Annotated in this window: 25 protein-coding genes; 8 read left to right on the top strand and 17 right to left on the bottom strand. The window is 64.4% G+C overall.

Going from position 1 to position 25,432, the window contains the following annotated elements:
- Positions 1–35: 35 nt before the first annotated feature.
- Complete coding sequence (locus IFT80_RS12755; RefSeq protein ID WP_192137667.1) at positions 36–368, bottom strand: hypothetical protein; 333 nt, start codon at positions 366–368, stop codon at positions 36–38.
- Positions 369–618: 250 nt separating this feature from the next.
- On the opposite strand from IFT80_RS12755, the gene leuS reads away from it, so the two are divergent.
- The 4 genes from leuS (at position 619) to IFT80_RS12735 (ending at position 6,606) form a co-directional block, all read left to right on the top strand.
- Positions 619–3,225: a leucine--tRNA ligase gene (leuS, locus tag IFT80_RS12750; RefSeq protein WP_192137666.1), complete on the top strand. Its 2,607-nt coding sequence runs from the start codon at positions 619–621 to the stop codon at positions 3,223–3,225.
- Positions 3,226–3,297: 72 nt separating this feature from the next.
- Entirely contained in the window at positions 3,298–3,903 is a 606-nt protein-coding gene (locus IFT80_RS12745) for an LPS-assembly lipoprotein LptE (protein WP_122475517.1), read from the top strand.
- A 74-nt stretch (positions 3,904–3,977) separates the two neighbouring features.
- The gene (gene holA / locus IFT80_RS12740; RefSeq protein WP_192102701.1) at positions 3,978–5,015 is read left to right on the top strand and encodes a DNA polymerase III subunit delta; all 1,038 of its coding nucleotides are present in this window, start codon (positions 3,978–3,980) and stop codon (positions 5,013–5,015) included.
- 271 nt (positions 5,016–5,286) lie between these two features.
- Positions 5,287–6,606, top strand: coding sequence for a lytic murein transglycosylase (locus tag IFT80_RS12735; protein WP_192137665.1), 1,320 nt, complete (start codon positions 5,287–5,289; stop codon positions 6,604–6,606).
- Positions 6,607–6,640: 34 nt separating this feature from the next.
- On the opposite strand, the gene IFT80_RS12730 is transcribed toward IFT80_RS12735, so the two are convergent.
- The 13 genes from IFT80_RS12730 to IFT80_RS12670 form a co-directional block, all read right to left on the bottom strand.
- Entirely contained in the window at positions 6,641–7,552 is a 912-nt protein-coding gene (locus tag IFT80_RS12730; RefSeq protein WP_192137664.1) for a S66 peptidase family protein, read from the bottom strand.
- 123 nt (positions 7,553–7,675) lie between these two features.
- Positions 7,676–8,707, bottom strand: coding sequence for a lipoyl synthase (lipA, locus tag IFT80_RS12725; protein ID WP_122475523.1), 1,032 nt, complete (start codon positions 8,705–8,707; stop codon positions 7,676–7,678).
- A gap of 1 nt (position 8,708) precedes the next feature.
- Positions 8,709–9,356 carry a lipoyl(octanoyl) transferase LipB gene (lipB, locus tag IFT80_RS12720; protein ID WP_192058440.1) on the bottom strand — a complete coding sequence of 216 codons (648 nt, stop codon included), beginning with the start codon at positions 9,354–9,356 and terminating at the stop codon, positions 8,709–8,711.
- Complete coding sequence (locus IFT80_RS12715) at positions 9,356–9,631, bottom strand: DUF493 domain-containing protein (RefSeq protein WP_122475527.1); 276 nt, start codon at positions 9,629–9,631, stop codon at positions 9,356–9,358. The genes lipB and IFT80_RS12715 overlap by 1 nt, the downstream gene beginning before the upstream one ends.
- 79 nt (positions 9,632–9,710) lie before the next feature.
- A complete protein-coding gene (locus IFT80_RS12710) occupies positions 9,711–10,871 on the bottom strand; it encodes a D-alanyl-D-alanine carboxypeptidase family protein (protein WP_122475529.1) in 1,161 nt (386 codons plus the stop codon).
- Between the two features lie 121 nt (positions 10,872–10,992).
- Positions 10,993–12,012, bottom strand: coding sequence for a septal ring lytic transglycosylase RlpA family protein (locus IFT80_RS12705; RefSeq protein WP_122475531.1), 1,020 nt, complete (start codon positions 12,010–12,012; stop codon positions 10,993–10,995).
- Positions 12,012–13,022 carry a lytic murein transglycosylase B gene (gene mltB / locus IFT80_RS12700; protein WP_122475533.1) on the bottom strand — a complete coding sequence of 337 codons (1,011 nt, stop codon included), beginning with the start codon at positions 13,020–13,022 and terminating at the stop codon, positions 12,012–12,014. Before mltB ends, IFT80_RS12705 begins: the two co-directional genes overlap by 1 nt.
- A gap of 17 nt (positions 13,023–13,039) precedes the next feature.
- Positions 13,040–14,143, bottom strand: coding sequence for a rod shape-determining protein RodA (gene rodA / locus IFT80_RS12695; protein WP_163007397.1), 1,104 nt, complete (start codon positions 14,141–14,143; stop codon positions 13,040–13,042).
- Positions 14,144–14,174: 31 nt separating this feature from the next.
- Complete coding sequence (mrdA, locus tag IFT80_RS12690; protein ID WP_122795465.1) at positions 14,175–16,070, bottom strand: penicillin-binding protein 2; 1,896 nt, start codon at positions 16,068–16,070, stop codon at positions 14,175–14,177.
- 15 nt (positions 16,071–16,085) lie between these two features.
- On the bottom strand, positions 16,086–16,553 hold the full coding sequence (rlmH, locus tag IFT80_RS12685) for a 23S rRNA (pseudouridine(1915)-N(3))-methyltransferase RlmH (protein WP_043192648.1): 468 nt from the start codon (positions 16,551–16,553) through the stop codon (positions 16,086–16,088).
- A 9-nt stretch (positions 16,554–16,562) separates the two neighbouring features.
- A complete protein-coding gene (gene rsfS / locus IFT80_RS12680) occupies positions 16,563–16,952 on the bottom strand; it encodes a ribosome silencing factor (protein ID WP_122475539.1) in 390 nt (129 codons plus the stop codon).
- A 17-nt stretch (positions 16,953–16,969) separates the two neighbouring features.
- Entirely contained in the window at positions 16,970–17,692 is a 723-nt protein-coding gene (gene nadD / locus IFT80_RS12675) for a nicotinate-nucleotide adenylyltransferase (protein ID WP_122475541.1), read from the bottom strand.
- Complete coding sequence (locus IFT80_RS12670; protein ID WP_185795134.1) at positions 17,661–18,932, bottom strand: glutamate-5-semialdehyde dehydrogenase; 1,272 nt, start codon at positions 18,930–18,932, stop codon at positions 17,661–17,663. Before IFT80_RS12670 ends, nadD begins: the two co-directional genes overlap by 32 nt.
- Positions 18,933–19,100: 168 nt before the next feature.
- Between IFT80_RS12670 and IFT80_RS12665 the strand changes: the two genes are divergently transcribed.
- Both IFT80_RS12665 and IFT80_RS12660 read left to right on the top strand, forming a co-directional pair.
- Positions 19,101–19,772, top strand: coding sequence for a DNA-3-methyladenine glycosylase (locus tag IFT80_RS12665; protein ID WP_185795133.1), 672 nt, complete (start codon positions 19,101–19,103; stop codon positions 19,770–19,772).
- 3 nt (positions 19,773–19,775) lie between these two features.
- Positions 19,776–21,095 (top strand): bifunctional DedA family/phosphatase PAP2 family protein, encoded by a 1,320-nt coding sequence (locus tag IFT80_RS12660; protein ID WP_185795132.1) that lies wholly within the window; start codon positions 19,776–19,778, stop codon positions 21,093–21,095.
- A 48-nt stretch (positions 21,096–21,143) separates the two neighbouring features.
- On the opposite strand, the gene IFT80_RS12655 is transcribed toward IFT80_RS12660, so the two are convergent.
- The 3 genes from IFT80_RS12655 to IFT80_RS12645 are packed head-to-tail and all read right to left on the bottom strand — an operon-like array spanning position 21,144 to position 22,824.
- On the bottom strand, positions 21,144–21,734 hold the full coding sequence (locus IFT80_RS12655; protein ID WP_122475549.1) for an LON peptidase substrate-binding domain-containing protein: 591 nt from the start codon (positions 21,732–21,734) through the stop codon (positions 21,144–21,146).
- A gap of 11 nt (positions 21,735–21,745) precedes the next feature.
- A complete protein-coding gene (locus IFT80_RS12650; protein ID WP_122475551.1) occupies positions 21,746–22,462 on the bottom strand; it encodes an LrgB family protein in 717 nt (238 codons plus the stop codon).
- Positions 22,459–22,824: a CidA/LrgA family protein gene (locus tag IFT80_RS12645; RefSeq protein WP_122475553.1), complete on the bottom strand. Its 366-nt coding sequence runs from the start codon at positions 22,822–22,824 to the stop codon at positions 22,459–22,461. Before IFT80_RS12645 ends, IFT80_RS12650 begins: the two co-directional genes overlap by 4 nt.
- A gap of 203 nt (positions 22,825–23,027) precedes the next feature.
- On the opposite strand from IFT80_RS12645, the gene IFT80_RS12640 reads away from it, so the two are divergent.
- Together IFT80_RS12640 and IFT80_RS12635 are read left to right on the top strand one after the other, a co-directional pair.
- Positions 23,028–24,737 (top strand): C13 family peptidase, encoded by a 1,710-nt coding sequence (locus IFT80_RS12640; protein ID WP_192054846.1) that lies wholly within the window; start codon positions 23,028–23,030, stop codon positions 24,735–24,737.
- 40 nt (positions 24,738–24,777) lie between these two features.
- A complete protein-coding gene (locus IFT80_RS12635) occupies positions 24,778–25,419 on the top strand; it encodes an NAD(P)H-binding protein (RefSeq protein ID WP_192137663.1) in 642 nt (213 codons plus the stop codon).
- The last annotated feature ends 13 nt before the right edge of the window (positions 25,420–25,432 follow it).

The raw sequence follows: 25,432 nt of genomic DNA, 5'->3' as shown, positions 1-25,432 counted from the left end.
AGCCTAAGGGTTGCCACGATGACGAACAACTGCCGTTACGACTTTCCCGAATACCCGTGACCGTGCTTGCCGATTGGCGAACGGCGCCGATCGTGCTCGTGCAGCCAGTACACTTTCGCCGACGGCTTCAGCGCAGGCGCGACCGGGGCCGGAGCCTGGGGCTCGACGCAGGCACGTTCGCCACAAGCGTGCAGGTAGGCATCGATCAGTTCGTATTCGGCCCGGCTCAAACCGCGCAACTCCAGTTCCGCAGGTTTTTCATCGCGCAGGCGCACCGCAGTGCGGGCCACATCCAGGGCTAGCCCCAAGCGGTCGATGAGTCGCTCGTAGACATCGGGCTGCGTGGCTTTGATAGGCGGCTCCAGCATTCGCTCACCTCACTTGAGAAAAAACGTTCTTTGCTTCATCAGCTTAGCGCTGGCTGGAAAATCAGCCGGTTGCAGCGACCAACGGAATGCGTCAAGTGCCTGCCACGTCCAGGCAGCTGCAATCAAGGTTTCCCTCGATAGAGGGGGGTCATGTATGCTACGGCGTTTAATATCATCGTACCTTGCCAACAGGCTCAGCCTATTTAGCAGCTGCCGGATAAGGTCACCCATTTCTCAGCGCAAAGTAGCCATGCACGAACTCTATCAGCCCCGCGAAATCGAAGCCGCCGCCCAGTCTTTCTGGGATGCGAAGAAGTCTTTTGAAGTGAGTGAACAGCCAGGCAAGGACACGTACTACTGCCTGTCGATGTTCCCCTACCCCAGCGGCAAACTGCACATGGGGCACGTGCGCAACTACACCATCGGCGACGTGATCGCGCGCTACCAGCGCATGCAGGGCAAGAACGTCCTGCAGCCGATGGGCTGGGATGCGTTCGGCATGCCGGCGGAAAACGCGGCCATGAAGAACAACGTCGCGCCGGCCAAGTGGACCTACGAAAACATCGCCTACATGAAGACCCAGCTCAAGAGCCTGGGCCTGGCCATCGACTGGTCGCGCGAAGTCACCACCTGCAAGCCCGACTACTATCGCTGGGAGCAGTGGCTGTTCACCCGCCTGTTCGAAAAAGGCGTGATCTACCGCAAGAACGGCACCGTGAACTGGGACCCGGTCGACCAGACGGTACTGGCCAACGAGCAGGTCATCGACGGTCGTGGCTGGCGTTCGGGCGCGCTGATCGAGAAGCGCGAAATACCGATGTACTACTTCAAGATCACTGCATACGCCGATGAGCTGCTGGAAAGCCTCGACGAACTGCCGGGCTGGCCGGAACAGGTCAAGACCATGCAGCGCAACTGGATCGGCAAGTCCAAGGGCATGGAAGTCCAGTTCCCTTACCACCAGGCCTCCATTGGCGAAGCCGGCACGCTGAAGGTCTTCACCACCCGTCCCGACACGCTGATGGGCGCCACCTACGTGGCCGTCGCTGCGGAGCACCCCCTGGCCGCCCTGGCAGCACGCTCCGATTCTGCGCTGCAGGCGTTCATTGACGAGTGCAAGAGCGGCAGCGTGGCCGAGGCCGACGTGGCCACCCAGGAAAAACGCGGGATGCCGACGGCGCTGTTCGTCGAGCACCCGCTCAGCGGCGAGAAGCTGCCGGTCTGGGTCGCCAACTACGTACTGATGCACTACGGAGACGGCGCGGTCATGGCCGTGCCGGCCCACGACGAGCGCGACTTCGAGTTCGCCTTGAAGTACGACCTGCCGATCAAGCCGGTGGTGCGCACCAGCGCAGGCGACCTGACGCCTGCGCCGTGGCTGGCTGCCTACAACGAGCACGGTCCGCTGATCAACTCTGGCGACTTCGACGGGCTCGATTTCGAAGGCGCTTTCGATGCCATCGAAGTGGCCTTGATCAAGAAGGACCTGGGCAAGTCGCGTACCCAGTTCCGCCTGCGCGACTGGGGCATCAGCCGCCAGCGCTACTGGGGCTGCCCGATTCCGATCGTGCACTGCGACGCCTGCGGCGACGTGCCGGTCCCGGAAGATCAACTGCCGGTCGTGTTGCCCGAAGACGTCGTCCCCGATGGCGCCGGTTCGCCGTTGGCGCGCATGCCCCAGTTCTACGAGTGCAGCTGTCCGAAATGCGGCGCGCCGGCCAAGCGCGAAACCGACACCATGGACACCTTCGTGGAATCGTCCTGGTACTTTGCCCGCTATGCATCGCCGCACTATGAAGGCGGCATGGTCGACCCGGCAGCGGCCAACCATTGGCTGCCCGTGGACCAGTACATCGGCGGTATCGAGCACGCGATCCTGCACCTGCTGTACGCACGCTTCTTCCACAAGCTGATGCGCGACGAAGGCCTGGTCAGCTCCAACGAGCCGTTCAAGAACCTGCTCACCCAGGGCATGGTCATCGCCGAAACCTACTACCGTCTCGAAGCCAACGGCAGCAAGACCTGGTTCAACCCGGCCGACGTCGAACTTGTACGCGATGCCAAGGCCAAGATCATCTCGGCTAAGCTCATCAGCGACGGCCTGCCGGTGGAAATCGGCGGCACCGAGAAGATGGCCAAGTCGAAGAACAACGGCGTCGACCCGCAATCGATGATCGACCAGTACGGCGCCGACACCTGCCGCCTGTTCATGATGTTCGCCTCGCCACCCGACATGAGCCTGGAATGGTCCGACTCCGGCGTGGAAGGCTCGCACCGCTTCCTCAAGCGCGTCTGGCGTCTGGCCCAGGCCCATGTTGGCCAGGGTTCGCACGCGCCCCTCGACGTCGCCGCGCTCGATGACGAGCAGAAGGCCATTCGCCGCGCCATTCACCTGGCGATCAAGCAGGCCAGCCAGGACGTGGGCCAGAACCACAAGTTCAACACGGCCATCGCCCAGGTGATGACCCTGATGAACGTGCTGGAAAAAGCCCCGCAGGCCACCGACCAGGACCGTGCCTTGCTGCACGAGGGGCTGGAAGCCGTGACCTTGCTGCTGGCGCCGATCACTCCGCACATCAGCCATGAGCTGTGGCAGCAACTGGGCCACACCGACGCCGTGATCGACGCCAACTGGCCGACGCTGGACGAATCGGCGCTGGTGCAGGACAGCCTGCAGCTGGTCATCCAGGTCAACGGCAAGCTGCGTGGGCAGATCGACATGCCTGCCAGCGCCAGCCGCGAAGAGATCGAAGCCGCCGCACGGGTCAATGAGAACGTGCTGCGTTTCACCGACGGCCTGACCATCCGCAAGGTCATCGTCGTACCGGGTAAACTGGTCAACATCGTCGCCAGCTGATCGACCGGCGCCCGCTTCCTCGGGCGCCCGTCAAGCATGCCACAGCCAACAAGGTTTCAAGGGAGCAACAAGATGATCAAACGCAATCTGCTGGTTATGGGCCTGGCTGTCCTGCTGAGCGCCTGTGGTTTCCAGCTCCGGGGTACCGGCACCAACCAGCTGGCCATCAAGGAACTCAACCTCACTGCCCGCGACGCCTACGGCCAGACCGTGGTGCAACTGCGCAAGGCGCTGCAGGGCAGCGGCGTCAACGTGGCCAGCGGCGCTCCATACACCCTGGACCTGGTGGACGAGCGTGGCGACCAGCGCACGGCCAGCTACAGCGGTTCGGCGCGCTCGTCCGAGTACGAGTTGAGCAACACGCTGCAGTACGAGATCCGCGGGCAGAACAACCTGACGCTGCTCAACGACAAGCTCGAAGTGCAGAAGGTTTACGTTCACGACGGCAACAACCTGACCGGCTCCGATCAGGAGGCGAGCCAGGTGCGCCGTGAAATGCGCAACGAACTGGTGCAGCGCATGATGCTGCGTCTGCAGCAGATCACCCCTGCACAGCTGGAAAAGCTCCAGGTGGACGCCAACGCCCGTGCCAAGGCTGAAGCCGACGCTGCTGCCGAAGCTCAGCGCGTGATGGATTCGACGCCACAGCAGTCGCCGATCCAGATTCCCAACCAGTAAGGCAGACAAGGGCGCTCAGGCGCCCTTTTCGCTGTCATTGCCCCCGTGAAGATTTGAATCCTGTCGATGCGTCCATGAAGATCAGCCCCGCCCAACTCGGCAAGCACCTGCAAGGGCCGCTCGCGCCCGTCTACGTGGTGAGTGGCGACGATCCGCTGCTCTGTCAGGAGGCGGCCGACGCCATTCGCGCGGCGGCGCGCCAGCAGGGCTTCGACGAGCGCCAGGTGTTCAGCGCCGACAACAATTTCGACTGGGGCACGCTGCTGCAGGCCGGCGCCAGCCTGTCGCTGTTTGCCGAGCGGCGCCTGCTGGAACTGCGCCTGCCGTCGGGCAAGCCGGGCGACAAGGGCGCTGCGGCGCTGATCGAGTATTGCTCGCGGCCCGCCGAAGATACCGTGCTGTTGATCAGCCTGCCCAAACTGGACGGCAGTGCGCAGAAAACCAAGTGGGGCAAGGCGCTGGTCGATGGCGCGCAGACCCAGTTCGTGCAGATCTGGCCGGTCGATGCGCAGCAGTTGCCGCAGTGGATCCGCCAGCGCCTGGCCCAGGCTGGGCTGGCTGCGCAACCGGATGCGGTCGAGCTGATCGCCGCTCGGGTGGAAGGCAACCTGTTGGCGGCGGCGCAGGAAATCGAGAAACTCAAGCTGCTCGCCGAGGGCAATCAGATTACCTTGGAGACGGTGCAATCGGCGGTTGCCGACAGCGCCCGATTCGACGTGTTCGGCCTTATCGACGCGATCCTCAACGGCCAGGCCGAACACGCCTTGCGCATGCTCGAAGGGCTGCGTGGCGAGGGTGTCGAGCCACCGGTCATTCTCTGGGCGCTGGCCCGTGAGCTGCGCTTGCTGGCCAGCCTGTCGCAGCAGTACAGCCAGGGCGTACCGTTGGACAAGGCCTTCAGCCAGGCCCGTCCGCCAGTGTGGGACAAGCGCAAGCCATTGATGAGCAAGGCCCTGCAGCGGCATTCGGCGCTGCGCTGGGCACAGCTGCTGCAGGATGCCCAGCGCATCGACGCGCAGATCAAGGGCCAGGCGCCTGGGTCGGTATGGATAGGCCTGTCGCGGTTGTCGTTGCTGATGGCCGGCCAACGGCTGAGCCTGCCCGCAGAATAGCAGCGTCCTCTTCGCGGGCAGAGCCCGCTCCCACAGGTGACCTGCGGTGTGGCCGCGAAAGCGGCGTGCGGTATGGCTGGTCAACCGCGCCGAACCCTTCGCGGCCGATGACCGCTCCTACAGGGTGACCGTGATCCCCGTAGGAGCGGTCCGTGGCCGCGAAAGCTGCGCTGCGGTCTGTCAGGGTGATCGCTGACAAGGCTAAACCCATGCTACTGATTCGGCTGGCATGTTAAGGTTTGCCTCTGCCCCGAAAGCCCTGGACTTGTGAATGTCTTCTCGTCGTACCTCAGGCTGGCCCATGCGCCAGTTCGCCGTGACTACCTGCCTGGCCTTGCTGGTTGCCTGCGCGGAAAAACCCACCGTCGCCGATACCCTGCCCGCCCCCATCGTCCAGCCTGCGTTGCCGGTACCCATGGCGCCCGCGCCGAGCAGCGTCGACACCCCGGTGCTGCCCACCCAGACATTCGCCGAATGGCAGCAGGGCTTTCGTCAGCAAGCCCTGCGCAGCGGCGTCGACGCGCAGCTGTTCGACCGCGCCTTCGAGGGCGTCACACCGGACATGAGCGTGATCAAGGCCGATCGCAGCCAGCCCGAATTCAGCCGCCCGGTATGGGAATACCTCGACGGGGCGATCTCCCCGACCCGCCTGCGCCGTGGTCAGGCCCTGCTCGAGCAGTACGCCGACGTGCTCTCGAGCATCGAACAGCGCTACGGCGTCGAACGCCAGGTACTGGTTGCCGTATGGGGCATGGAAAGCAGCTTCGGCCAGATCCAGGGTGACAAATCGGTGATCCGCTCATTGGCGACCCTGGCCTACGAAGGCCGTCGCCCCGAATTCGCCCAGAGCCAGCTGCTGGCGGCGTTGCAGATCCTGCAGAACGGCGACATCCAGCCCGATCGCATGCTGGGTTCGTGGGCCGGTGCCATGGGCCAGACCCAGTTCATTCCCACCACCTACAATTCCCATGCCGTGGACTTCGACGGCGATGGCCGGCGCGACATCTGGAACAGCGCCGCCGATGCCCTCGCCTCCACCGCCCACTACCTGCAGAGTTCGGGCTGGCAGAGTGGCCAGACGTGGGGGCTGGAAGTGCGCCTGCCCGAGGGCTTCGACTACGCCCTGGCCGACGGCAACAGCCGCAGGCCGGTCAGCGAATGGCAGCGCCTGGGCGTTGCGGCGATGCCAGGCGGTACAGTCCCGGCGGGCAGCGAAAATGCCGCAGCAGCGCTGCTTCTGCCGGCGGGCTACCGGGGCCCGGCCTTCCTGGTCTTCGACAATTTCCGCGCGATCCTCAAGTACAACAATTCCTCGTCCTACGCGTTGGGCGTAAGCCTCCTGGCGCAGCGCCTGCAGGGGTCGGGCTACATCCAAGGCACTTGGCCCAAGGATGACATGCCACTTACGCGCACCGAACGCATCGAGCTGCAGAGCCTGTTGAGCGCACGCAACCACGATGCTGGCGCTGCGGACGGCATCATCGGTGCCAATACCCGCAAGGCCATCCGCAGTGCCCAGCAAGCCATGGGCTGGCCAGCCGACGGGTACCCGACCCACAAGCTGCTCGAGGCGCTGCGTACGCAACAGTGAGCGCGCTGACCTGCACGGGTGGCCCAGGCCTCGCCTAGGCCACCACATCCTGCTCCAGCCAGACCTGCTGCGCAGTGGCATCCAGCCTGACCTGCACGCCCAACGGCAAGGTCAGGTTCGGGTCGCAGTGGCCACTGCGCCAGCCAGCCAGGACCGGGATACCCTCGGCCTGGAACGTCTCGAGCAGCAACGGAGTCATCTGCTCGACAGCGATTCCGGCGAAGTCGCCAACGATCACGCCCTGCACGCCCTTCAGTTTGCCTGCCAGACGCAGGTGAGTCAGAAAGCGATCCACGCGGTACAAGGGCTCGTTGACGTCTTCAATGAACAGCACGATGCCATCACCGGGAAGCTCGTACGGCGTGCCGAGCGTGGCACTGATCATGGCCAGGTTACCGCCCATCAAGCAACCCTGGGCCTGCCCCGGCACTACCGTGGTCAACGGCCACTCGGGCGGATGACGCAGCAGGTCACCTGCGCCGATCTCGCCACGCAGCGCCTGCCACAGCGAAGATTCGGTAGGCGCCCGCTTCTGCGTCAGCAGATCGGCCTTGAACAGTGGCCCATGGAAGGTGACGAACCCGGCGTGGCGAGCGATGGCCAGATGCAGCGCGGTGATATCGCTGTAGCCAACCAATGGCTTGGGGTGTCGCGCCAGCAGCGCAAAGTCGATCTTGTCCAGCAGGCGGGGGGTGCCATAGCCACCGCGCAGGCAAAGAACGGCGTCTACCTCGGGGTCGGCGAAAGCGTCGTGAAGGTCTTGCACACGGGCTTCATCGCTGCCGGCCAGGTAACCCTGGGCCAGCGCGACACCGGGGTAGATGCGCAGCGTATAGCCACGCGCGCGGACCCAGGCACAAGCTGCCTCTACGTCCAGCTCGATGGGACCGGCGGGCGCGATCAAGGCGATCGTGCCGTGGTCGGGCAGGCGTGGGGGTAATCGCATGGTCGAAATTCTCAATCCAGGCAGGAACGAGCGGCGCGCCCTGCCCTCAGGCTATGCAGCGCGTGGACGCGCTTCACGGGCAGATGGCTCGCCACTCGCCCCGCGCCTACATGATCTGGTCGATCAGAGCTTGATCTTGGCTTCGTGCGCCTGCTGATCGGCGTGGTACGAGGAACGCACCAACGGCCCGGAGGCGACGTTCTTGAAGCCCATCTTGTGGCCCTCTTCGGCGAACCAGGCAAAGATGTCCGGATGCACGAAGCGCTGTACCGGCAGGTGACTGCGCGAAGGCTGGAGGTACTGGCCCAGGGTCAGCATGTCGATGTTGTGCTCGCGCATGCGCTGCATCACCTCGATCACTTCCTCGTCGGTCTCGCCCAGACCCAGCATCAGGCCCGACTTGGTCGGCACGTGAGGCACCAGCTCCTTGAACTTCTGCAGCAGGGTCAGCGACCACTGGTAGTCAGAACCAGGGCGCGCGGCCTTGTACAGGCGCGGCACGGTTTCCAGGTTGTGGTTGAACACATCCGGCGGCTCCTGCGCGGTGATGGCCAGGGCCACGTCCATACGCCCACGGTAGTCGGGGACCAGGGTTTCCAGCTGCACGCCCGGCGACAGCTTGCGGATTTCCCGCAGGCAGTCGGCGAAGTGCTGGGCACCACCGTCGCGCAGGTCGTCACGGTCCACCGAGGTGATCACCACGTACTTGAGGCGCAGGTCGGCGATGGCCACGGCCAGGTTCATCGGCTCGTCGGCATCCAGTGCCTTGGGGCGACCGTGGCCGACGTCGCAGAACGGGCATCGGCGGGTGCAGATGTCACCCATGATCATGAAAGTCGCGGTACCACCGGAGAAGCATTCACCCAGGTTGGGGCAGGAGGCTTCTTCGCAGACACTGTGCAGCTTGTGCTTGCGCAGTAATTGCTTGATCCGGTCGACCTCGGGAGACACCGGGATGCGTACCCGGATCCAGTCGGGCTTCTTCGGCAGCTCTTCGGTGGGGATGATCTTTACCGGGATGCGCGCGACCTTTTCGGCACCGCGCAGCTTGACGCCCGCCTCGACCCTGGGCCGTGGCGCATTGGCCTTGGGCGCACCCTCGGCGAGGTTCTGCAGGGGGATCAGCGTTTGCACAGCTTCTGTCGCGGTAGTCATATCAGTCGATTCCGCCCGTAAGGGTCGTCTGCTCAACATAGTCGAGGTGCTTGACCAGCTGCGCTCGCAGCCTTGCACTGACCTCGGCAAATTCAAGGGGTGCGACATGATCGCACATCTGCGTCATCGGCAGGCCGGCATATCCACATGGATTTATCCGCCGGAACGGCGCAAGGTCCATGTCGACGTTCAACGCCAGCCCATGGAACGAACAACCGCGGCGGATACGCAAGCCCAGCGAAGCGATCTTCGCGCCGTCCACGTAGACTCCGGGTGCATCCGCACGGGCGGCAGCCTGCACGCCGTAGGAGGCCAGCAGATCGATCAGGGTGTGCTCCATGCGGGTGACCAGCTCTCGCACCCCGTAGCCCAGCCGGCGCACGTCCAGCAACAGGTACACGACCAACTGCCCGGGGCCGTGGTAGGTCACCTGGCCGCCGCGGTCGACCTGCACCACCGGGATCTCGCCGGGCACCAGCAGATGCTCGGCCTTGCCGGCCTGGCCCTGGGTGAACACGGCCGGGTGCTGGACCAGCCAGACCTCATCGGCAGTCTCTGCACCGCGCTGGTCGGTGAACCGCTGCATCGCGTGCCATACCGGCTCGTAAGGCAACGGGCCGAGTTCGCGAAACCCCAGGCATTGCGGCATCACAGCACCATTTTGACGATGCCGGTGGCGCGCAGCTCACTGTTGATGTTGTAGAGCTGCTCCTGGCCGGTGGCCAGGATATGCAGCTGCAACGTGGTGTAGTTACCGTTGCTGCTCTGGCGCTCGGCATTCTTGTCGTGATTGACGGCTGCGTGCTTTTCGACGATCTGCACCACCGTGTCGCGAAAGCCCACACCGGTATCGCCGATGATCTTGATCGGGTAGTCGGCGCAGGGAAATTCGATTTTCGGCTCTTTTACTTCGGTATCGGTCATGGCGATGACGGCCTCGGGTAAACCGTGAAAACGACAACGCCCTCGCCTGTTGCAAAGGCGAGGGCGCGCGGTCGCGATATCAGTTGAACAAGCCGTAGAAGAATAGACGAACGCTATCCCATACGCGGCGGAAAATACCACCTTCCTGTACATCGTCCAGCGCGATCAGGTCGGTGGTCTGAACGATCTTGTCACCGTTCTTCACTTCGACCTTGCCGATCACGTCGCCCTTGGCGATAGGCGCGGTCAGCTGTGGATTCATGGTCATGCTCGCAGCCAGGTTCTTCAACTGGCCCTTGGGCAGGGTCATGGTCAGGTCTTCGGCCAGGCCGGCCTTGATTTCGCGGATGTCGCCCTTCCATACCGGTGCCTTGGCCAGCTCGGTGCCCTTCTGGTAGAAGGTCTGGGTTTCATAGAAGCGGAAGCCGTAGGTCAGCAGCTTCTGGGTTTCGGCAGCGCGGGCCTGCTCGCTGTTGGTGCCGAAGACCACGGCGATCAGGCGCATGCCGTCACGTACGGCCGAGGACACCATGCAGTAGCCGGCTTCTTCGGTGTGGCCGGTCTTCAGGCCGTCGACGGTCTTGTCGCGCCACAGCAGCAGGTTGCGGTTGGGCTGCTTGATGTTGTTCCAGAAGAACTCCTTCTGCGAGTAGATCGCATAGTGAGCCGGGTCTTCGTGAATGATGGCACGGGCCAGTACCGCCATGTCGTGGGCCGTGGAGTAATGCTCGGGGTTCGGCAGGCCGGTCGGGTTCATGAAGTGGCTGTTGGTCATGCCCAGCTTGCCAGCCGTGGTGTTCATCATGTCGGCGAAGGCGTCTTCGCTGCCGGCGATGTGCTCGGCGAGCGCCACCGAAGCGTCGTTGCCCGACTGGATGATGATGCCGTGCAGCAGGTCGCTGACCGATACCTGGGTACCGACCTTGATGAACATCCGCGAACCGCCCGTGCGCCAGGCGTTTTCGCTGACGGTGACCGGGTCGTTCTCGCCGATCTGGCCGCGACGAATTTCCAGGGTCGCGATGTACGCGGTCATCAGTTTGGTCAGGCTGGCTGGCGGCAGACGCTGGTCGCCGTTGTTTTCAACCAGCACGTTACCGCTGGAAGCTTCCATCAGCACGTAGGATTTGGCAGCCAGTTGCGGCGGCGCTGGCATCATCTGATCTGCCGCCCAAGCGGCAGGGGCGATGATCAGCGGTACAAGCAGGCACAGGCGTTTGGCAAGTGTGGTGATGTTCATCCGTCTCTCGAAATTGCTGATGGGCACATGCCCTTGCGGGCAGTCTTGTTGTGGGCGGCGGCCCGGTGTCGCACGCCCGTTGCCGGGCGCTCATTGCAGCGCCGCCCGCAGGCGGCGCGGTTCAATCCAGTGTCACCAACTTGGGCACGCCAAGATTGGCCATGCGCACGTTGTCCTGAATCTGCTGGGCTTCACCCTGGGAATTGATCGGTCCCAGGCGTACCCGATAGAACGTCTGCTGGTTGACGGCGATCTGGCTGGTGAAGGCCGGCGCGCTGACCATCGAGCTCAGCTTGGAACGCAGCAGTTCCGCAGCGTCGGGGTTGGCGAACGCTCCCACCTGGAGATACAGGCCAGACGCTTGTGCAGAACCGTTTTTTTTTGCGTCCATCTGCACCGGCAGCGTGGCGACCGCGTGCTGCTGCGGCGGCGGCGTGTATTGCTCGACCGTACCAGCCGACGGCGTGATGTTGGGCCGGGCCTGCGCCACCACCGGGCCCTGGTTGAGCACCAGTGGCGCCGGACGGCCGCGCTGCGCCCACCATTCCTGCGGGTCGATACCTTCGACACGTACCCGCGCCGTACCCGTCTCGGCGTAGCCCAGCTTTTTCGCCGCGGCATAGGACAGGTCGATGATGCGGTCGGAGTAGAACGGCCCGCGATCATTGACCCGCAGCACCACGCTGCGGCTGTTGTCCAGGTTGGTCACGCGTACATAGCTGGGCAGCGGCAGGGTCTTGTGCGCCGCGCTCATGCCATACAGGTCGTAGACCTCACCGTTGGCGGTGTTCTGGCCATGGAACTTGGTGCCGTACCATGACGCCGTGCCGGTCGCCTGATACTGACGCGACTCGGCGATCGGAAAGTAGGTCTTGCCCAGTACCGTGTAGGGGTTGGCCTTGTACGGTCCGGTGTGCAGGGTGGGCACGGCGTCGGGAATCTTCGACACGTCGACGTCCCACCACGGCGCGCCGTCCTTGTGTGCCCGGTTGATGTTCAGGCCAGGCATGGCTTTGACGGTCGGGCCGGACTGCTTCACGGTACGCGACGGCGGCGGCGTCGATGAGCAGCTGGCGAGCAGCAGGCCCAAGGCCGCGCAGGCCGCGATGGCGGAGGATGTATGTATCGGCATTGCCCGCATTACTTGACGCCCCGTGCTTGAACCAGCGATTCCGACAGTTGGTGCACAGCCATGGCGTACATCACACTGCGGTTATAGCGAGTGATTGCATAGAAATTCTTCAGGCCCAGCCAATATTCCGGGCCCTCGGCGCCCTGCAGGCGAAAGGCGGTCACCGGCAGGTCATCGCGTAGCGCATCATGACTCGACCAGCCCAGCGCCCGCAACTGCGCGACATTCTTGACCGGGTCGATGCCCGGGCTCAAGCCGTCGTCGACCTGCGGGCCGGAAACGCCGGCACGGCTGACCACCGGTTGACCGGCCACCCAGCCATGCTCCTTGAAATAGCTGGCAACACTGCCGATGGCGTCATCGGGGTTGGTCCAGATGTTGATGTGACCGTCGCCGTCGAAATCCACCGCGTAGGCGCGGAAGCTGCTGGGCATGAACTGCGGCAGGCCCATGGCGCCGGCGTACGAACCCTTGAGGGTCAGTGGGTCGAGCTGTTCGTCGCGGGCCAGCAGGAAGAACTCCCGCAGCTCCTTGCGGAAGAATGCCGCGCGTGGCGGGTAATCGAAGCTCAAGGTGGACAACGCGTCGATCACCCGAAAATTGCCGGTGTTGCGACCAAAGAAGGTTTCGACACCGATGATCGCGACGATGACCTGCGCCGGTACGCCGTATTCGCGTTCCGCACGGGCCAGCACCGCTTCGTGCTGGCGCCAGAAATCCACGCCGCGGGCGATGCGCGCATCGGTGATGAACATCGGCCGATACTCGCTCCACGGCTTGACCCGTTCGGCGGGACGCGAGATCGCGTCCAGAATCGACTGCTTGCGCTCGACTTCCCTGAACACTTCGTTCAACTGCTCGCTGGCGAAGCCATAGTCGCGGGTCATTTCACCAATGAACTGGGTCACCTGGGGCGAGCCACCGTAGTCGCCGGCGCTGGCATGCTGTGCCGACCCCAACAGGCCCATCAGGCCGATCCAGGGAACGTTCCGAGCTGCCCAGCTACGCATTACTTGCATGCAATTGCTCACCTTATTCAAACCTGTGCGATCCACTTGCGATGGGTGTGGATCGACATCAAAACGCCAAACGCTGACAGCAGGGTCACCAGCGAAGTTCCGCCGTAGCTAATGAAAGGCAACGGCACCCCCACCACCGGCAGCAGGCCACTGACCATACCGATATTGACGAAAACGTAAACAAAAAAAGTCATGGTCAAGCTGCCGGCGAGCAACTTTCCGTACAGGGTCTGGGCCTGCGCGGTGATCACCAGCCCACGGCCGATCAGCAGCAGATAGATCAACAGCAGCGCGCAGATACCGACCAGGCCGAACTCCTCGCCGAGCACCGCGATGATGAAGTCGGTGTGGCTTTCGGGGAGGAAGTCCAGGTGCGACTGGGTGCCCAGCAGCCAGCCCTTGCCGAACACGCCACCCGAACCGATCGCCGCCTTGGACTGGATGATGTTCCAGCCGGTACCCAGCGGATCGCTCTCCGGGTCGAGAAAGGTCAGGATCCGCTGCTTCTGGTAGTCGTGCATGATGAAGAACCACATGCCGACCGCCACCGGCACCGCCGCCGCCAGCACGCTGGCAATCCAGCGCCAGCGCAGCCCGGCCATGAACAGCACGAAGGAGCCGGAAGCCAGGATCAGCAGTGACGTGCCAAGGTCTGGCTGGCGCACGATCAGCGCAAAGGGAATGCCGATCAGGGCCAGGCTCACCACCACGTGCTTGAGGGTCGGCGGCAGGGTCCGCTTGGCCAGGTACCAGGCGATGGTCGCCGGCATGATGATCTTCATGAACTCCGAGGGCTGGAAGCGGATGACCCCGGGGATGTTGATCCAGCGCGTGGCGCCCATGGCGTTGTGGCCCATGACGTCCACTACCACCAGCAGTATCACCCCGGTCACGTAGGCCAGGGGCACCCAGCGCGCCATGAAACGCGGTTCGAGCTGGGCGATGACGAACATCGACACCAGGCCCAGGCCGAAGGACGTGGCCTGCTTGATCAGCAGGTCCCAGTTCTTGCCGCTGGCCGAATAGAGGACGAACAGGCTGCCCGCCGCCAGGGTCAGCAGCAGGATCAGCAACGGGCCGTCGATGTGAATGCGCTGCAAAAATGTTGCGCGGCGGCGCATCACATCCTCACTGGAGAGGATGCGGTCGAAATTACTCTTCAAGGGCGGTGATCTCCGCGCCCGTGGCGCTGGCGTATTCGGGTTTCAACTGGCCGTCGGGGCCGAGCAGCCAGGCGTCCATGATCTGGCGCACCACCGGCGCCGCCACGCCCGAGCCGGACTCGCCGTTCTCGACCATGACCGAGACCACGATGCGCGGGTTGTCCGCGGGCGCGAAGCCGACGAACAAGGCATGGTCGCGATGGCGCTCCTGGACCTTGCTGCGGTCGTACTTCTCGCCTTGGCGAATGGCGACGACCTGGGCCGTACCGGACTTGCCGGCGATTCGGTACTTGGCACCGATGGCAGCCTTGCGCGCGGTACCGCGGGCACCCTGCATGACCTGCTCCATGCCGTGGGTGACCTTGGCCCAGTCGGACGGATTGCGCAGCACGATGTCGGGCACCGGATTCTCGTCCACCGGCGGCACGCCTTCGATGGTGCGCGCCAGCCGCGGGCGGTTCCACTTGCCCTTGTTGGCGACCAGGGCGGTGGCCTGGGCCAGTTGCAGCGGCGTGGCCTGCATGTAGCCCTGTCCAATGCCCAGAATGAGCGTTTCGCCGGGGAACCAGGCTTGCCGGCGGGTCTTGCGTTTCCATTCGCGCGAGGGCATCAGGCCCGGCGACTCTTCGAACATGTCCAGCGAGACCTTCTGGCCGATGCCGAACTGGCCCATGTAGTTGTCCAGCTTGTCGATGCCCAGCTTGTGCGCCAGGTCGTAGAAATAGGTGTCGTTGGAACGCATGATGGCGGTGTCCAGGTCTACCCAGCCATCGCCTGTGCGGTTCCAGTTGCGGTATTTATGGTCGTAGTTGGGCAGTTGATAGAAGCCTGGGTCGAAGACCCGCGACCCGGCGTTGATCACGCCTGAGTCCAGCCCGGCGATCGCCACCGCAGGCTTGATCGTCGAACCGGGCGGATACAGGCCGCGCAACACACGGTTGAACAGCGGTCGATCGATGGAGTCGCGCAGGTCGGCATAGGCCTGGAAACCGATGCCGGTGACGAACAGGTTGGGATCGAAGCTGGGCTGGCTGACCATTGCCAGCACCTCCCCGGTGCGCGGGTCCATCGCCACGATCGCGCCGCGACGGCCGCCCAGCGCCTCTTCGGCGGCTTCCTGCAACTTGATGTCCAGGCTCAGGACAATGTCCTTGCCCGGCTTCGGATCGGTCCGCTTGAGCACCCGCAGCACGCGACCGCGAGCGTTGGTCTCGACTTCCTCGTAGCCCACCGTGCCGTGCAGTTCAGGCTCGTAGAAGCGCTCGATGCCGGTCTTGCCGATATGGTGCGTGCCGCTGTAGTCCACCGGATCCAGGGTCTTGAGTTCCTTCTCGTTGATGCGTCCGACATAGCCCACCGAGTGCGCGAAATGCGCCCCCTGCGGGTAGTGCCGTACCAACTGCGCGACCACCTCCACACCCGGCAGGCGAAACTGGTTCACCGCGACCCGGGCGATCTGCTCTTCGTTGAGCTCGAACAGGATCGGTACTGGTTCGAACGGCCGGCGACCCTGTTTCATGCGACGTTCGAACAGTTGCCGGTCTTCGTCGCTGAGCTCCAGCACTTCGACGATGGTATCGAGTACCTGACGCCAGTCACCGGAGCGTTCGCGGGTCATGCTCAGGCTGAAGCTGGGGCGGTTGTCGGCCACGACCACGCCGTTGCGGTCGAAGATCAGCCCACGGGTGGGGGGTATCGGCTGCACATGCACCCGATTGTTCTCCGAAAGCGTGGAGTGATATTCGTACTGGATCACCTGCAGGAAATACAGGCGCGCGATCAGCACGCAGATGAGAACCAGGATGGCCGCTGCACCGACCACGACGCGGCTGCGCACGGTGCGCGCGTCTTTCTCGTGGTCCTTGAGGCGAATCGGCTGGGACATCGGCTGGTTTACGGCCTATTTGTGATAAGGGTGCCCGGACAGCACGGTCCAGGCGCGATACAGCTGTTCACCGATAAGTATCCGTACCAGCGGGTGAGGCAAGGTCAGCGGCGACAGCGACCAGCGCTGCTCGGCACGGGCGCAGACTTCCGGCGCCAGCCCCTCGGGGCCACCGACCATGAAGTTCACCGTGCGCGAGTCCAGGCGCCAGCGATCCAGTTCCACCGCCAACTGCTCGGTGCTCCAGGGCTTGCCGTGCACTTCCAGGGTAACGATGCGCTCCCCCGGACCGACCTTGGCCAGCATCGCTTCGCCTTCCTGACGGATAAAGCGGGCCACGTCAGCGTTCTTGCCGCGGGTATTGAGCGGAATTTCGACCAGGTCCAGTGCCAGCTCGGCGGGCAGACGCTTGGCATATTCATGCCAGCCTTCTTCCACCCACTTGGGCATGCGCGAACCCACCGCGATCAGACGCAGACGCATGGCCCAGGCTTATTCGTTGCCAGGGGTGTGGTGCGCGGCGCTGGCGGCACGGCTCTGCTCGGCACCCTGCCACAGGCGTTCCAGGTCGTAGAACTGGCGCGCGGCCGCGGTCATCATGTGCACCACGACGGTGTCCAGGTCCAGCAGCACCCAGTCGCTGTCGCCCGCGCCTTCTTCGCCCAGTGGCTTGACGCCCTTGGCCTTGACCAGCTCGCGCACCTTTTCGCGCATGGCGCTGATCTGGCGGTTGGAGGTACCGGTGGCGATCACCATGAAGTCGGTGATGCTGTTCTTGTCACGCACGTCGATGACCAGGATGTCCTGAGCCTTGACGTCTTCGAGGGCGAGCTGGGTCAGCTCGACGATTTCTTCAGCGGGGATTGCTTGCTTATTGCTCATAAAAAAACTCGTTCAGTTCAATTGGACGCACGGTACAGCCCGTGCGCCTCGATGTAGGCCAATACTGCGTCGGGCACCAGGAAACGTACCGACTTGCCGCTGGCCAGCAGTTGACGGATCTGGGTGGCCGACACCGCGAGCGGTGCCTGCCAGACGAAAGTAATCTGCCCGCAGGCCCCCTTGAGGGCTTGCGGGTCGCTGATGGAACGCGCCGCCACCAGGTTGCGCAGGGCATCCGGCAGCTCGGTGTCCGCATCAGGTCGCTGCAACACGACGATGTGGCAGTGTTGCAGCAGTTCTTCCCAGCGGTACCAGGAGGGCAAGCCACAAAAGGCATCCCACCCCAGCAGCAGGAGCAACTGGTCCTGCGGGTCGAGCTCGGCACGCATCGACACCAGCGTGTCGAGGGTGTACGACGGTTTGTCGCGCGCCAGTTCACGGTCATCCACGGTCAGGGGCGCCAGCCCCTCTACTGCGGCCCGCACCATGGCCAGGCGCTGCTCGGCCGATACCTGCGGCTGGTCGCGATGCGGCGGCCGGGCGCTGGGCACCAATCGCAGATCGTCCAGGCCCAGGGCCTCGACCACTTCCACGGCGCCGCGCAGATGACCGATATGCACCGGGTCGAAGGTACCGCCCAGCACGCCGATTCGACGTGCAGTGCGCGATTGTACAGCGTAGGGACCGGGCCGGTTCGGTGCGGTCAACTCAGACCGGCTCCTGGCCGCGCAACTGGCCATCGCCGATCACCACGTATTTCTCGCAGGTCAGGCCTTCGAGGCCCACCGGGCCGCGGGCGTGGATCTTGTCGGTGGAAATGCCGATCTCGGCACCCAGGCCATATTCGAAACCATCGGCGAAACAGGTCGGCGCGTTGACCATCACGGACGCGGAGTCGACTTCGGCAACGAATCGACGGGCATGGCCCTGCTGCTCGGTGACGATCGCATCGGTGTGATGGGAGCCATGCTGGTTGATGTGTTCGATGGCCTCGTCCAGGCCGTCGACCACCCGAATGGACAGGATGGCGGCCAGGTACTCGGTGTTCCAGTCTTCTTCGCTGGCCGGTACGGCTTCGATCAGGTCGCGGGTGCGCGGGCAACCGCGCAGCTCGACGCCTTTCTCGCGGAACTGCGCCGCCATCGGCGGCAGGAAACTCGCCGCCACCGACTGGTCGACCAGCAGCGTTTCCATGGCGCCGCAGATGCCGTAGCGATAGGTCTTGGCGTTGAAAGCGATGCGTTGCGCCTTGGCCAGGTCGGCGCCAGCGTCGACGAACACGTGGCAGATGCCGTCCAGATGCTTGATCACCGGCACCTTGGCATCACGACTGACCCGCTCGATCAGCCCTCGCCCGCCCCTTGGCACGATGATATCGACGTACTCGGGCATGCTGATCAGCGCGCCGACCGCGGCGCGGTCGGTGGTGTCCACGACCTGTACCACGGCGGCGGGCAGACCGGCTTCGGCGAGGCCGCGCTGAATGCAGGTGGCGATGGCACGATTGGAGTGGATGGCCTCGGAGCCGCCACGCAAAATGGTGGCGTTACCCGACTTCAGGCACAGGCTGGCCGCGTCTATGGTCACGTTGGGCCGCGACTCGTAGATGATGCCGACCACGCCCAGCGGCACGCGCATCTTGCCGACCTGGATGCCCGAGGGCCGGTAGCTCATGTCGCGGATCGCCCCGACCGGATCCGGCAGGCTGGCCACCTGGCGCAGGCCGACGATCATGCCGTCGATGCGCGCAGGGGTCAGCGCCAGGCGCTCGAGCATGGCCGCGTCCAGGCCATTGGCGCGACCGGCTGCCAAATCCTGCTCGTTGGCGGCAACCAGTTCGGCACGGGCGCTGTCCAAGGCACTGGCCGCCGCCTGCAGGGCGCGATTCTTCTGCGCGGTGCTGGCACGGCCAATGACCCGCGAGGCTTCACGGGCAGCGCGACCCAGGCGGGTCATGTAGTCAAGAACGGACTCGGTCATGGTCTCTGTGGTCTTGGCAAAGAGGAAAGCGGCTGATTATAGCTGTCACGTACGCCCACTAACAGCGGTGACGGGCGGATGGTCGAAAACACCTCTTTAAACATATGTCCGCGGGCCTCACCGATGTGCAATTGCTATCATCCACCGCGACACCGAATGGACCCCGTTATGTTCAACCCGTTGCCCGATGCCTTTTTCGACACCGACGCGCAATCCCTCGCCCGTGCATTGCTGGGCAAGGTGATCCGCCACCGTCAGGGTCCGTACTGGTTGTCGGCGCGCATCATCGAAACCGAGGCGTATTACGTCACGGATCGCGGCAGCCATGCATCGCTGGGTTATACCCACAAACGCCGCGCGCTGTTCCTCGAAGGCGGGCACATCTATATGTACTACGCCCGTGGCGGCGACTCGCTGAACTTCAGCGCGCAAGGTCCGGGCAACGCGGTGCTGATCAAGTCCGCCTACCCCTGGCTCGACGCGCACACCGGCGACGATGCCTTCGCCCGGATGCAGCTCAACAACCCCGACGCCAGCGGCCTGCCGCGCCCGGCCCAGCGCCTGTGCGCCGGGCAGACCCTGCTGTGCAAGGCCCTGGGGCTGAAGGTACCGGTGTGGGACGCCCAGCGCTTCGACACTGAACAGCTATTCGTCGACGACGTCGGCGCCGATGTCCCGCACATCCTGCAGACCACCCGCCTGGGTATTCCCCTGGGTCGCGACGAACACCTGCCGTACCGCTTCGTGGATGCCGGCTACGCCCGTTTCTGCACACGCAACCCCCTGCGTCGCGGCCAGCAAGAAGGCCGCGACTACTTTTCGATCTTTCAAGGAACCTGACTCATGGGCGAATGGCTGGACAGTCTGACAGGCTGGCTGACGCTGCATCCACAGTGGCTGGGGGTGGCAATCTTCGCCATCGCCTGCATCGAATGCCTGGCGATCGCCGGCATCGTCGTACCCGGCACCGTGGTGTTGTTCGCTGTGGCCGTACTGGCCGGCAACGGTGCGTTGTCGCTCAGTGAGACACTGATGCTGGGCTATGCCGGCGGCCTTCTCGGCGACGCCATCTCGTACGCTCTGGGTCGACGGTTTCAACAGAGCATCCGTGGCCTGCCGCTGCTGCGCACGCACCCGCAATGGCTGGAAACCGCAGAAGGCTACTTCCATCGCTATGGCGTGGCGAGCCTTCTGATCGGGCGCTTCATCGGCCCGTTGCGGCCGATGCTGCCCATGGTCGCCGGCATGCTGGAAATGCCGTTGCCGCGCTTCATCCTGGTCAGCCTGGTGGCGGCCGCCGGTTGGTCGGTGGCCTATCTGCTGCCGGGCTGGGCGACGGGCGCCGCTTTCCGCCTGCCGCTGCCCGAGGACTTCTGGCCACAGGCCGGTATCGTTGCAGCCTGCATCGCCCTGCTGATGGGCCTGAGCCTGCATGCCACCTGGCGCGATCGCAGACGCGGCACGCTGCTCATCGCCCTCGCCTCGCTGATCATGCTGATTGCCCTGTTCTTCGGCTTCCCGCACCTGAGCGCGCTGGACAACGGCCTCAAGGCGCTGGTCCAGGAGCATCGCAGTGAGGCGGCGGAAACCTTTGTGGTGCTGGTCACGCGCATCGGTGATTTCCGTACCCAGTTCATGGTGGCCGGACTGCTCACCGCGCTGCTGCTGATCACCCGGCAATGGCGTCAGGCGCTGTTCGCCTGCGCGACCATGTTGATCACGGCGCTGCTCAACGGCTCGTTGAAACACTTGGTCGCCCGGCAGCGGCCCGACGTGCTGCTCGAACCGCTGACCACGTTCAGCATGCCCAGCGGGCATAGCTCGGCGGCCTTTGCCTTCTTTCTGAGCCTGGCCATACTCGCCGGGCGTCGGCAGACACCGCGCATGCGCCTGGTGTGGGTCATCCTGGCAAGCATTCCGGCGCTGTCGATTGCGTTGTCGCGGGTGTACCTGGGCGCGCATTGGCCGACCGACATCATTGCCGGCAGCATGCTGGCCTGCTTCGTCTGCGCTTCGTGCCTGGCGGCCGTGGAATATCGCCAGCCGCTGCCGGCGATGCCGTTGCGTGTCTGGTGGCTGGTGGTACCGGCGTGCGCGTTGCTGCTGGGCTTTTTTGCGGTGCACGGGCTGCCGTCGGCACTCGAAGGGTATCGCTACATGTAACCAGGCGCACCCGGCGCGCTGGGCCTGTTCGTCCCAGGCCTGTCCGTCTCAGACCAGGGCGTCGCCCTGCAGGCTGTCGAGCAGGGCCTGGATCGCCACCAGGCGCAGGCCTGGGTCGCTTTCGGCGAGCAGCTGTTCTTTCTCCTGCTCGGTGAACGGCAGCAGATAGGCCAACTGGTTGCCCAGCGATTGCTGGCCCTGAGCGCCGGCGGTCATGCCCAGCGCCGCCACCATCGGGTGCTCGGCCAAAGCCAGCAACAGTGCCTGCAGGTCGGCATGGGTATCGGCCAGCGGTTGGTCCGCCTGCTCTTCCAGCCAGTGCACGTCTGCCGTCAGCAATTGATCGCGTTGCACATGGGTGGCCTCGACACGGAAACGCCGAGCGCCCTGCACGCGGATACCCAACAGACCGTTGTCTTGCTGCTGGAAATCGGTGATCAGCGCTTCGCAGCCGACTGCGGCGTGTTCGCTGGGTGCCTGGCCCACTTCGCGCCCTGCCATGATGCCAACCACGCCAAAGCCGGCGCCCTGCTTCATGCAGCGCCCGATCATGTCCAGGTAGCGCGCTTCGAATAGCTGCAGATCCAGCACGCAACCGGGGAACAGCACGGTATTGAGGGGAAAGAGTGGCAATGTCATGGCTTGTGTCCTCACGCGAATACGCTGATGGCCAGGGGCAGAAAAACGGCGGTACCGACACCCATCAGACTCATGGCCAGCGCCGCGAAGGCGCCGGTTTCTTCACTTTCCTGCAACGCCAGCGATGTGCCCACGGCATGCGCGTTGAGGCCCAATGCCATGCCGCGCGCCGCCGGGTGGTCGATGCCCAGCAAAGACAGCAGGCCGGGGCCGAAGATTCCGCCGATGACGCCGGTGATCAGCACGAACACGGCCGCCAGCGCCGCGACGCCGCCGATCTGCTCCGCCACCAGCATGGCGATCGGCGAGGTGACCGACTTGGGCGCCATGGTCATCAGAATCATGTGGTCGGCGCCCAAACCCCAACCCAGCAGCAGGCACAGCACGGTCGCGAACAGGCCGCCCAGGCCCAGGGTAATCAGGGTCGGCCACAGCAGTTGGCGAATGCGCCGCAGGTTGAGAAACAGCGGCACCGCCAGGGCCACGGTCGCCGGGCCGAGCAGGATGCCGAGAATCTCGGTGCTCTTGCGGTATTCGGCGTAGCTGATCCCGCAGCCTACCAGCACCGCAACCAGCAGCAACATGGACAGCAGCACCGGTTGCAGAAAGATCCAGCGGGTTTTTTCGTAGCCGGCCAGCACCAACTGGTAGGCGCCCAGGGTGATGCCGATGCCGAACAGCGGATGGTGGATGACCGCCTGCAGGGTGCCTTGCCAGTCCAGCATCATGGTTGCACCGGGTGATCATGCCGACGCCTGCGAATCAATCGCTGCATCAACCAGCCGACGAACACGGTAGAGACCGTGACGGAAATCACCAGCGAGCCGACGATGGCCCAGAAGTCATCGGCGATCTGCTGGGCATAGACCATCACGCCCACCGCAGGTGGCACCAGCAGCAGCGGCAGGTAGCGCAGCAGGCTGTTGGCCGCCAGGCCCAGGGGCTCGCCGACCTCGCCACGTACCATGAGGTAGATGAGCAGCAGCACCAGGCCGATGATCGGACCGGGCAACACGGGCAGCAACAGATGATTGAGGGCAGTGCCCAGCAGCTGGAACAGGACCAGCCAGGTCAAACCGCGTAGCAACATTGCAGGTCTCCTTCGCAAGCCAGGCATTATAAGCCCCCAAGGCATGCCCCAGGGTGATGCAAGATGGCGCACCCCCATGATCGGACCCGGTAACGGTACACCCATCCGACAGTCATCCGGCTCTGGCCTTAAAAGCGCCCTGCATCTGTTGTGCACCCTGGCATCTGCGGCATACTCGGCGCCTCAATCGCCCGGACCCCGTCATGCGCCCTCTCGCCCCCCTCGCCCTTTCGTTGTTGATCGCCGCTTGCGGAGATGGCGAGCCACTGTCGCCGCCCGACGCGCGACTGCCCGATGGCGGTCGCTACCGCGGAGAGGTGGTCAATGGGCTGTTGCAGGGTCAGGGCCGTGTCGACTATCCCAATGGCAGCGGCTACGCCGGGCAGTTCAAGGACGGCCAGTGGCAGGGTCAGGGCCAGTGGCATGGGCGCAACGGCGAGGTCTACACCGGCGGTTTCGATCATGGCCTGTTCCATGGCCAAGGCACCCTGATCGCTCGCGGCACCACCTACACCGGCGGCTTCGTCAAGGGTCGGCGCCAGGGCGAAGGGACCTTCAAGGAAGCCGGCGTGGCGTACCGCGGCGGGTTCAAGGAAGACCAGTATTCGGGCGCCGGGCACATCGAACTCGACGACGGCAGCCAGTACCAGGGCTGGTTCGCCCACGGCAAGCCCAATGGCGAAGGCACCCGCAGCGATGCCGCAGGCAACCAGTTCAGCGGCACCTTCGTCAATGGCCTGCTCGAAGGGCACGGCACGTTCAGCAATGCCGACGGCGATCAGTACATCGGCAACTTCCACCTCAACCAGCTGCATGGTCGCGGCCGCTACGAAAACGCCGCAGGCGATGTGTGGATCGGCACGTTCAAGGAAGGCGTACTCAGCGGCAAGGGCGAGATGTTCGCCAGCGACGGCAGCCACTACAAGGGCGAGTTCGCCGATTGGCGCTTCAGTGGCAAGGGCTGGCTGGCGCTGGCCGACGGCAGCATCTACAGCGGCACCTTCGAGAACGACACCTACCAGGGCCAGGGCAGCCTGACCCTGAAGGACGGCAGCAGCCAGGTCGGCTATTGGCTCAATGGCCAGCGTATCCGTGATGCGCAAGGTCATCTGTTGCCCGATCCGCTGGAACTGGGGCTGCTCAATCAGGGGCAACTGCTGGAACAAGCGCTCGCGGCAATCCCGCAGTCCACTGCAGCGATCGAGCTTTACAGCCTGGCGCTGGCCGGCGACGGCAAGCAAAGCGTGTTCATGCGCGAAGCCGATTACGTCTCCGGCATGCTGGCCAGTCGTTTTGGCGCGGTCGGACAGATCACCCTGGCCAACCACCGCGATCATCTGGCCGATCGGCTGATGGCCAGCCGCGAGACCCTCAGCCGCAGCGTGCAGACGCTGGCCGCGCGCAGCGGCCCGGAAGACCTGGTGTTCATCTACCTGACCAGTCACGGCACCAGCGAACATGAACTGGTGCTCGATCAGCCACGCCTGCAGTTGGGCGACCTGCCGGCCGATGAACTCGCCGCAGTGCTGGCGCCGCTCAAGGGCCGCGACAAGGTGGTGGTCATCTCGGCTTGCTATTCGGGCGGATTCATCCCCGCGCTCAGGGACGAGAAAACCCTGGTCATGACCGCTTCGCGGGCCGACCGGGTGTCTTTCGGCTGCTCCGAAGAAGCCGACTTCACCTATTTCGGCGACGCCTTGTTCGCCCAGGCCTTCAACCAGACGGACGACCTGCAGCAGGCTTTCGAACTTGCCAGCCGGCACGTTGCCGAACGGGAGATCGCCGATAATTACGAAGCCTCGCAGCCACAGATATGGGCGCCCAAAGGGGTCCTCGCGCATTGGCAGCGATTGCGCCAACAACAGGCCAAGCGGGCGCTGCTCGACGCCGCCACGCCTGACAACAAGCAATAGGGCATCTGCTTCACGCTGCCTGTATCAAGGGAGACATTGCATGTACTTGACGCCGCAGCACATCCTTCTGGCCGGCGCCACCGGCCTGACCGGCGAGCATTTGCTCGACCGCCTGCTCGCCGAGCCGACCGTGCAACGGGTCCTGGCCCCCACCCGGCGCCCTCTGGCCGAGCACGCGCACCTGGACAACCCGGTGGGGCCACTGCTGGCCTTGCTGGCGGATCTGCAGGGCCCGGTGGACATCGCCTTCTCGTGCCTGGGCACGACCATCAAGCAGGCCGGTTCGCGGGAGGCGTTTCGCGAAGTCGACCACCAGCTCATCGTCGCCTATGCCCAGCGCGCCCGCGAACTGGGGGCACGCCACTTCCTGCTGATCAGCGCCATCGATGCCGACCCGCAATCCTCGGTGTTCTACAACCGCGTCAAGGGTGAGACCGAGCAGGCGCTGCGTGCCCAGGGCTGGCCGCAACTGACCATCGCCCGGCCGTCGGTGCTGATCGGCGACCGCGTCGAAGCACGCCTGGCCGAGCGCATTGCCGGGCCTTTGTCGAAGCTGATTCCGGGCAAGCACCACGGCATCGAAGCGCTGCAACTGGCGCGCGCCCTGTGGCGCCTGGCGCTCGAAGAGCAGGACGGCGTGCGCGTGGTGGAGTCCGACGAGCTGCGGCGCCTGGGCAAATAGCCCGCAGCCGGTG

It is taken from the genome of Pseudomonas sp. CFBP 8771 (assembly GCF_014841695.1).
GTDB lineage: Bacteria > Pseudomonadota > Gammaproteobacteria > Pseudomonadales > Pseudomonadaceae > Aquipseudomonas > Aquipseudomonas baltica.
The sequence above is the reverse complement of the archived record's forward strand: the minus strand, read 5'-3'. Positions and strand labels throughout refer to the sequence as shown.